The organism is Burkholderia sp. LMG 13014, assembly GCF_905232215.1.
GTDB lineage: Bacteria > Pseudomonadota > Gammaproteobacteria > Burkholderiales > Burkholderiaceae > Burkholderia.
Genome location: NZ_CAJNKE010000674.1, coordinates 1 through 2,953, shown reverse-complemented (window position 1 = coordinate 2,953; position 2,953 = coordinate 1). Strand labels below are relative to the sequence as shown.

Here is a 2,953-nt window from a genome sequence, read left to right as displayed (position 1 = left end):
ACGCCTGTTTCACCCCGGTCCGGATGCCCGCCCCACGGGCTTTCCCGGCCGATTTTTAACGTAGTCGTACATCGACGCGCCACTTTTGCGACAATGGCGGACTTTGACCCACGCGCCGCCGCCGAACGCCGCATAACCGCCTGCTTCCGATGTCGCTTCCCCATATCGATCTGCTGTACTCGCTGTCCGGCCTGTTCGTCGGCATCCTCGTCGGCCTGACGGGCGTCGGCGGCGGTTCGTTGATGACGCCGATCCTCGTGCTGCTGTTCGGCGTCCACCCCGCGACGGCGGTCGGTACCGACCTGCTGTATGCGGCCGCGACCAAGGGCACCGGCACGCTCGTCCACGGGCTGAAGGGGTCGATCGACTGGCGCATCACGGGCCGGCTCGCGGCGGGCAGCGTCCCGGCCGCGGCCATCACGCTGTGGTGGCTGCATACGCACGGGATGAACGCACCGGGCACCGCGCGGATGATCCAGCTCGTGCTCGGCGTCGCGCTGCTGCTCACGTCGCTCGCGCTGATCTTCCGGCCGCAGCTCACCGCGTTCGCCGCGCGCAACCCGCTCGCGCCGAGCCCCACGCGCACGCTGTGGTCGACCGTGCTGACGGGCGCCGTGCTCGGCGTGCTCGTGTCGATGACGTCGGTCGGCGCCGGCGCGATCGGCGTAACCGTGCTCCTGCTGCTGTATCCGGCGCTCGCGACGGCCCGCATCGTCGGCTCCGACATCGCGCACGCGGTGCCGCTCACGCTCGTCGCGGGCATGGGCCACTGGCTGCTCGGCTCGGTCGACTGGTCGATGCTGCTGTCGCTGCTGCTCGGTTCGCTGCCCGGCATCGTGCTCGGCAGCCTGCTGTCGGCGCGCGCGCCCGAACGGCTGCTGCGCAACCTGCTCGCCGCGACGCTCGTCGCGGTCGGCATCCGGCTCGTGCTCGCGTAAGCGGGGCGGTTGCAACGTCGCGCGTCGACATCCTTTCTCTCGCCGGAATCTTCGGAAGACAGACCCCGTCACGTCACCCCGCCGTCGCTTTATGGGGATGTCCTGGCAAATCCTCGAAAGAGGGTCGCTCATCCCTCTTTTGAGGATTCGGCAACACCGTCATGGGCGGTTTCCGGGGCGACTCGTCTAGCTCCGTACAAGACAATGCCCCGGAAGTCCATGACTCCCGGGGCACCGTTGAGGACGACCGCACCGCCATCGACACACGTCACGCGAAGAGCGGGCGTACGTAACCAGGCGGCATCTTTACGTCAGATCAGGCGGCGCAAGCCGCCCGCGGCGCTTACTGCCCCTGTTGCTGCAGCTTCTGCTGCTTGAGCTGCTGCGTGCGCATCTGCAGCTTCAGCACGCGCTGCAGCGCGGTGCGGTTGGCCAGGATGCCATCGTAGAAGTTGGCGAGATCGCCCTTCAGCGCGGTCCGCGACGCGTCGTTCAGGTAGATCATGTGGCCCGACGGGTAGTTCTTGATCGTCAGGTTCTGCGCCTTGAGCGTCGGGTCGAGCGGCATCTGCGCAAGCGTCAGCTCCGTCTGGTGGAACGGCGTGACCGCATCGAAATAGCCGTTTGCCGACAGCACCTTCAGGTCCGGGTTCACGCTCATCGTCGACGCCAGGTCGCCCGCCGTGTACAGCGTATTGCCGCCGCCCTTGTTCGCGCCGGTCGGGTCCGTGTGGCTGAAGTCCCAGTTGTTGAAGACCTGGTCGTTCAGGTCCACGAACGACGACGTCGACGTGTACTTGAGGTCGGTGTTGATGTAGCTGTTCCACAGCACCGTGTACGCGCCGCCGACGTTCGTGATCGACGGATCGTTGCTGCCCGAGTTCGGCAGGATGTACGGCGCGATGCCCTTGCCGGTGAAGTTCGCGCGACCGTCGTACTGGCCGATCTGCGTACCCGGCACGAGCGTCAGGAAGAACGTGTACGGCGGGTTGTCGTCCGACGATGGCACGTTGCCGAGCGCGGCCGGGTTGCCGAACGTCTGGATCAACGAGGTCGGATCCGTGCCGATGTACGAACCCATCTGCTGCGCGGTCTGCAGGTTCAGGTTCAGGCGCACGTTCACGAAGCCGCCGTCCTGCGGGTTCGGCTTCTGCGCGAGCGGCGCGAGCGTGTTGTCCGCGTAGTTGCGGGCCTGGACCATGTACGCGTCGAGATCGGTCGGCGTCGGGTTGAGCGTCGTCTTCTTCCAGTAGAACGCGTCGGCCGCGAGCGTCGGGAACGTGCCCGGTGCGGAGATCGCGTTCGCGTAGTCGAGGATCGACGATTGCAGCGTGATCCCGTTCAGGTCGATGCCGTCCTCATGCAGCACCCACGACACGACCGCGCTGCGCGCGGTGCCGTACGACTCGCCGTACAGGAACTTCGGCGAGTTCCAGCGCGAGTACTTGGTCAGGTAGCGCTGGATGAAGCGGTCGATCGAGCGCGCGTCCTGGTCGGTGCCCCAGAAGTCCTTGTTCTTCGCCGGCGCGATCGCCGTCGAATAGCCGGTGCCGACCGGGTTGATGAACACGACGTCGGTGCGGTCGAGCAGGCTGTCCGGGTTGTCGAGCAGCTTGTACGGCGCGGGCGGCGTGAAGTTCGGGAACGACGACTGCAGGCGCTTCGGCCCGTACGAGCCGAGCAGCAGGTAGACCGACGACGAGCCGGGGCCGCCGTTGTAGAAGAACGTAACCGGGCGCGGCTTCGACGGGTCCGGATTGTCCTGCGTGTACGCGACGTAGAACATCTTCGCGTTCGGCGCCGACGTGGTCGGATCGATCGTCGTCAGGTGGCCGGTGGTGGCCGTGTAGTTGATCGTCTTGCCGCCAACCGTGACCGTGCGGTGCACGACGGCCGCCCCTTCCGTGGAATCCGTGACCGCGTCGTTCGGCCCGGTGCCGTACACGTCGTTGTCGACGTACGGCTGGTCGGCCGGCGTGGCATTCGTTGCGTTGGTGCTGGCCGACGTGCTGCCG

General features: G+C 66.7%; 2 protein-coding genes. One reads left to right on the top strand and one right to left on the bottom strand.

Features of this window, described 5'->3' with window-relative positions; all coding sequences use genetic code 11:
• The first annotated feature begins 149 nt into the window (after positions 1–149).
• On the top strand, positions 150–938 hold the full coding sequence (locus tag JYJ84_RS32890; RefSeq protein ID WP_122944615.1) for a sulfite exporter TauE/SafE family protein: 789 nt from the start codon (positions 150–152) through the stop codon (positions 936–938).
• 343 nt (positions 939–1,281) lie between these two features.
• Here JYJ84_RS32890 and JYJ84_RS32885 read toward each other — a convergent pair.
• Positions 1,282–2,953 (bottom strand): S10 family peptidase (locus JYJ84_RS32885; RefSeq protein WP_205190001.1); only part of this gene is annotated, 1,672 nt, incomplete at its 5' end.